We start from the raw sequence: 5141 nt of genomic DNA, 5'->3' as shown, positions 1-5141 counted from the left end.
CTACCAGCACAATCAGCGGCTCATCATGCGCATCTGCCAGCTCATCCACCTGCCTTACCAATGGCAAGAGACGAAGCAGTATGTCGGCACCTCCGCAGGCGTGTGCTCACAGATCCTGCCACCCATCACAACCGCCAGCACAGCGACCGAGAAGGCTATCGCCTCCGTCCCGTACTACCAAGTCTTCGCTAGGTCGCTCGGCTTCGTCGCCAATCTCAGTATCCTAGACCTGCTCTTCAATATGGGACCCGAGTCGCTCCTCGTCTTGCGACAGCTCCACGACCAGCTCTCAGGCAACTCCCTACGCTAGAGATTAGCGTAACTGTCGGCCACGGCTGCCGTCATAAAGACACCCACAATCAGGGCAAAGATTATAAGCCAAAAGAAAGAGATACATACCCCAGCGATGGCTAGACCTCGTGGCTTACGAAAGATGCCTATACCAGAAAAGATAGCACCCAAGATCCATACGATCCAGCCTAGCACTGGTACCCAGCCTACGAGGAGGGCTACGAGAGACAAGACGAAGCCAGCGGTACCTAGCGAGTTCTTCTGCGGACTCTGTACCACGTTCTGTACATAGACATTTGTCACCGGCTTGTCCTGTTGCTCTTTATTTCGGCTTTCATAGGGAGGAGGAGTATTGACTTCCATAGGAAACTAGTTGATAATGGTTTGCTGTGCCAAAGATACGAAAAGCATTCAATAGCGATCCTAATAAAGTCACCCCGCTATCTATGCGTTCCGACAAGATCTACCCCCTAAAGCTTGAAAAAATCCCGAAGAACCTAGGTTTCTCCCGAGGAAATTGGGGATCTCCAGGGAGCAAAAGAAAATTCTCCACGGAGACGGGAAATAAAAGTTCGGAAGAATGAAATGAAAGTTCGGAAGAAAGATTTCGAAGTTCGGAAGAATTTGTTCGTTCCCCGGTGGAGCTTCGAAAATCTCCACCGAGGAATCGTCCGATTTCCTTGATAGTGCCGTAGAGAGACTCATCCTACGTAATGCGTCAACCCCGATGAAGCTGGAGGACCTTCTACATGAAACTCTAGTTTCTCCCGTATGAAACTGGAGTTTCTTCCCGATGAAACTGTAGTTTCCCCCACATGAAACTACTTCGGGCTCACTGGATCGGATCCGTTAAGAGCGAATTTCCGTATCTTTGTATGCGAATGAGTGGTGAGCGAGCTCGTCTATGGCTTCGTAGCACCCTCCTATCACACCTTATTAGTTATGGATCTACATTACGAAGACATACGACGTGACTACGGGCGCAGGAGCCTCAGTCGTAAGGATCTAACGGACGATCCCTTTAGCCTAGTCAGACTATGGCTACAAGAGGCAGTGGACGATCCTAAGGTCCTAGAACCTACGGCTGTGCTGGTCTGCACTAGTACGCCCGATGGACACCCTAGTTCGCGGACCGTATTGCTCAAGGAGCTACTCGGCGAGGAGTTTATCTTCTACAGCAACTACGAGAGTCGCAAGGGTCAGCAGATGGCTGCCAATCCTCACGTCAGCCTTACCTTCCTTTGGCACGAGCTGGAGCGACAGATACATGTCGAGGGTACGGTGCGACATCTAGAGCCTGAGATCAGTGATCAGTACTTCGCCACACGCCCCTACAAGAGCCGTATCGGAGCACGCATATCGCCTCAGAGTCACCCGATACCTGACCGCAACTACATTTACACGCACTTTGTCACGGAGGCCGCTAAGTTTGCCCTGCAGACTGTCCCCCGCCCCGACAACTGGGGAGGCTTTGCCGTGTTGCCTAGTCGTATAGAGTTTTGGCAGGGTCGTCCTAGTCGTCTGCACGACCGCTTCCTCTATGAGCGTCAGGAGGATAATTCGTGGCTTATCAATCGTCTGGCACCTTAGTGCTTATGAACGCAACGAAACCTGTACTCCTAGCCATCGATACCGCCCTGCAAGGGTGTAGCGTCGCTGTGACCGACAGCGAGCAGATACTATATACTAAGGTGTACCAAGAGACAGAAATATCTAATGCGGTGCTCATCGGACGCTACACCGAGGAGGCTATCAGCTGGTGCCAAGAGCACGACTACCAGATAGCAGCCATAGCGACAACCGATGGACCAGGTTCCTACACGGGGCTGCGCATAGGGGCTTCGCTGGCCAAGGGACTAGCCTTCGGGAGGAGCATCCCGCTCATAGCCGTCTCCACTTTGCAGCTTCTATTGGCAGGCTTGCCGAGCTTCGCTGGGGAGACCGTTACGCTGCTCGATGCGGGTCATGGAAACGCTTATCAGCAGACCTTCGACGCTCAGGGGGGGCCTTGCGATAAAGCGACTTTTGTCACCATCTCATCTGAGTGGCACGCACCCGCCGAGAGCCGTATCATCTACGTCGGCTCGCTACCCGTAGAGGGCACCGCTGTCGCTCCGCCAACAGCCGAAACGCTCGCCACCGTGGCGCGCAGCTATTGGCTGGAGGAGCGATACGTCGACACCGCCTACTGGGAGCCAAACTATGTCAAGCCCTACAAGGCAGTCGTAGGACAAAACAAAGTCCTCGAGCGACTCAAACTATCTAAACAAGCATAAACCACAACTACGACCTAAATATGATCAAAGATATCATCGTACTTGCCAAGCAAGTCCCCGACACACGTAATGTCGGCAAAGATGCTATGAAGGCTGACGGCACTGTGAACCGTGCCGCCCTCGACGCTATCTTTAACCCCGAGGATCTAAACGCACTCGAGCAGGCGCTCCGCATCAAGGAGCAAAATCCCGACTGCCGTGTCTCCATACTCACCATGGGTCCTCCCCGTGCAGCTGAGATCATCCGTGAGGCGCTCTACCGTGGCGCTGACCACGGTTACCTGCTGACCGATAGAGCTTTCGCTGGGGCTGATACGCTTGCCACGAGCTACGCTTTGGCCTGCGCTATACGTCATATCTACAAGGGTGGACTGCCCGACCTCATCCTCGGTGGCCGTCAGGCTATCGATGGCGACACCGCTCAGGTGGGACCACAGGTGGGTGAGAAGCTCGGCATCAACGTGGTCACCTACTGCGAGCAGATAGACCAGATAGAGGGCGACCAGCTCACCATCACCCGCCGTCTGGAGCATGGCGTGGAGACGGTACGTGCTCACAAACCGCTCCTGCTGACGGTCACGGGTAGCGCTGCTCCCTGTCGCCTACGCAATGCTAAGCGTGTACAGAAGTACAAATATGCAGCCTCGGCTCTAGAGCTAGACGCACTGCCCGAGACATGGCGCAAGCGCCTCGAGAGCAATCCCGAGGAGCTGACTATCGACATCTTGACGGCTGAGAGCACGAGCGCAGACATCGCTCAGTGCGGTCTCTCGGGCTCTCCGACGAAGGTCAAGAGTATCGAGAGCGTCGTCTTTAAGGCTAAGGAGGTGATGCACCTCTCCAGCAGCGATGCCGACCTAGAGACTTTGATACAAACCCTATTAGCAAACCACACCATCGGCTGAAAGAGTGCCGCTTTTGCACACCCATATAATAAGACAGACTATGAACAATCTATTCGTATACCTAGAGATCGAAGATGGGAGCGTACACGACGTCAGCCTAGAGCTACTCACCAAGGGGCGCTCACTGGCCAACCAGCTGGGCGTGGCACTAGAGGCGATAGCTATCACCGACCGCGCTGAGGGGATAGCCGACACGGTCATGCCCTATGGCGTAGACAAGCTACACCTCTTCATAGACCCTCGTCTGGAGCATTACCAGACGCTACCACACGCAAGCATCGTCATTAAGCTATTCCAGCAGGAGAAGCCTCAGATCTGCCTCCTCGGTGCGACAACCATAGGACGTGATCTGGGTCCTCGTGTCTCCTCGTCACTGGGCAGCGGACTAACTGCTGACTGTACCTCTCTGGAGATCGGAGATCATACGGAGAAAGGCAAGGAGTTCAAGAACCTCCTTTACCAGATCCGCCCAGCTTTCGGTGGTAACATCGTGGCAACGATTGTCAATCCTGAGCATCGTCCACAGATGGCGACGGTACGCCCAGGTGTGATGAAGAAAGAGATTTACAAAGCTGACCACAAGGGCGAGGTGATTAACCATTCGGTGGCTGACTTCGTTCGTGATGAGGACTTTGTCATTGAGATCATCGACCGCCACGTTGCCAAGAGCAAGATTAACCTTGGCGGAGCCCCCATCATCGTATCGGGAGGCTACGGCGTCGGTAGTGCCGAGAGCTTTGAGCTACTTCACGAGCTGGCCAATCTGCTAGGCGGAGAGGTAGGTGCTACGCGTGCAGCCGTCGATGCGGGCTTTACCGAGCATGAGCGACAGATAGGACAGACTGGTGTGACCGTGCGTCCTAAGCTATACATTGCCTGCGGTATTAGCGGACAGATACAGCATGTGGCTGGTATGCAGGAGAGCTCTATGATCATCTCTATCAATACGGATCCCGACGCTCCGATCAACACGATCGCTGACTACGTCATCATGGGACGTATCGAGGAGGTTATCCCCAAGCTCATCAAGTACTACAAGCAAAACTCTAGGTAATTCCCTCTAGACGACAGAATCATGGCAAACTTCTATACAGACAATCCACATATACAGTACCACCTCCAGCATCCGCTTATGGAGCGCATTGCACGGCTTAAGGAGCGTGACTATGCCGATGCTGACCAGTATGACTACGCCCCCTCAGACTATGCCGATGCGCTGGATAGTTACCAGCGTGTACTAGAGATAGTCGGTGAGGTGTGTGGCGAGGTGATCGCACCCAATGCGGCCGAGGTTGACCTGACCGGACCAACGCTCCACGAGGGACGTGTCTCTTACGATCCGCTCACTGCGCAAAACCTGGACACCGTACGACAGACTGGGCTCATGGGTATGGCACTCCCCCGTCGCTACGGAGGACTCAACATGCCGATCACTCCTTATATTATGGCTGCCGACATGGTCTCACGTGCTGACGCTGGCTTTGAGAACCTTTGGGGACTACAAGACTGCGCCGAGACGCTTTACGAGTTTGGCTCTGAGGATCAGCGTGAGCGCTTCCTCCCCCGTGTTTGCGCTGGCGAGACGATGTCTATGGACTTGACCGAGCCTGATGCGGGTAGTGACCTGCAGGCCGTTATGCTCAAGGCTACCTACAACGAGGCTGACCAG

Annotated in this window: 6 protein-coding genes and 1 pseudogene; 6 read left to right on the top strand and 1 reads right to left on the bottom strand. The window is 54.3% G+C overall.

What is annotated here, in order from left to right; translation table 11 throughout:
* A pseudogene (locus tag Q0X57_RS07465) lies at window positions 1-310 on the top strand (WbqC family protein); the annotation flags it as partial.
* Here the strand turns inward: Q0X57_RS07465 and Q0X57_RS07460 are convergent.
* Window positions 307-654, bottom strand: a complete 348-nt coding sequence (locus Q0X57_RS07460; RefSeq protein WP_297729746.1) for a hypothetical protein — start codon at window positions 652-654, stop codon at window positions 307-309. The pseudogene Q0X57_RS07465 and the gene Q0X57_RS07460 overlap by 4 nt on opposite strands.
* Before the next feature lie 579 nt (window positions 655-1233).
* Between Q0X57_RS07460 and pdxH the strand changes: the two genes are divergently transcribed.
* The 5 genes from pdxH to Q0X57_RS07435 form a co-directional block, all read left to right on the top strand.
* Window positions 1234-1881, top strand: a complete 648-nt coding sequence (pdxH, locus tag Q0X57_RS07455) for a pyridoxamine 5'-phosphate oxidase (protein WP_007364390.1) — start codon at window positions 1234-1236, stop codon at window positions 1879-1881.
* A 5-nt stretch (window positions 1882-1886) separates the two neighbouring features.
* Entirely contained in the window at window positions 1887-2567 is a 681-nt protein-coding gene (gene tsaB, locus Q0X57_RS07450; RefSeq protein ID WP_297729743.1) for a tRNA (adenosine(37)-N6)-threonylcarbamoyltransferase complex dimerization subunit type 1 TsaB, read from the top strand.
* A gap of 20 nt (window positions 2568-2587) precedes the next feature.
* Window positions 2588-3472 carry an electron transfer flavoprotein subunit beta/FixA family protein gene (locus Q0X57_RS07445; protein ID WP_297729740.1) on the top strand — a complete coding sequence of 295 codons (885 nt, stop codon included), beginning with the start codon at window positions 2588-2590 and terminating at the stop codon, window positions 3470-3472.
* Window positions 3473-3512: 40 nt separating this feature from the next.
* Complete coding sequence (locus Q0X57_RS07440; RefSeq protein ID WP_297729737.1) at window positions 3513-4526, top strand: electron transfer flavoprotein subunit alpha/FixB family protein; 1014 nt, start codon at window positions 3513-3515, stop codon at window positions 4524-4526.
* Window positions 4527-4547: 21 nt separating this feature from the next.
* Window positions 4548-5141, top strand: a 594-nt coding sequence (locus Q0X57_RS07435) for an acyl-CoA dehydrogenase family protein (RefSeq protein ID WP_297729734.1), incomplete at its 3' end; no start/stop codon positions are given.

The sequence above is a fragment of the uncultured Porphyromonas sp. genome (assembly GCF_947254915.1).
In the GTDB taxonomy this organism is placed as follows: domain Bacteria; phylum Bacteroidota; class Bacteroidia; order Bacteroidales; family Porphyromonadaceae; genus Porphyromonas.
Note: the sequence above shows the minus strand (reverse complement) of the source record. Positions and strands in the feature narration are given on the sequence as shown.

Coding starts and splice junctions, on each gene's coding strand:
- Q0X57_RS07460 (WP_297729746.1), bottom strand. CDS start 654: ATGGAAGTCAATACTCCTCCTCCCTATGAAAGCCGAAATAAAGAGCAA.
- pdxH (WP_007364390.1), top strand. CDS start 1,234: ATGGATCTACATTACGAAGACATACGACGTGACTACGGGCGCAGGAGC.
- tsaB (WP_297729743.1), top strand. CDS start 1,887: ATGAACGCAACGAAACCTGTACTCCTAGCCATCGATACCGCCCTGCAA.
- Q0X57_RS07445 (WP_297729740.1), top strand. CDS start 2,588: ATGATCAAAGATATCATCGTACTTGCCAAGCAAGTCCCCGACACACGT.
- Q0X57_RS07440 (WP_297729737.1), top strand. CDS start 3,513: ATGAACAATCTATTCGTATACCTAGAGATCGAAGATGGGAGCGTACAC.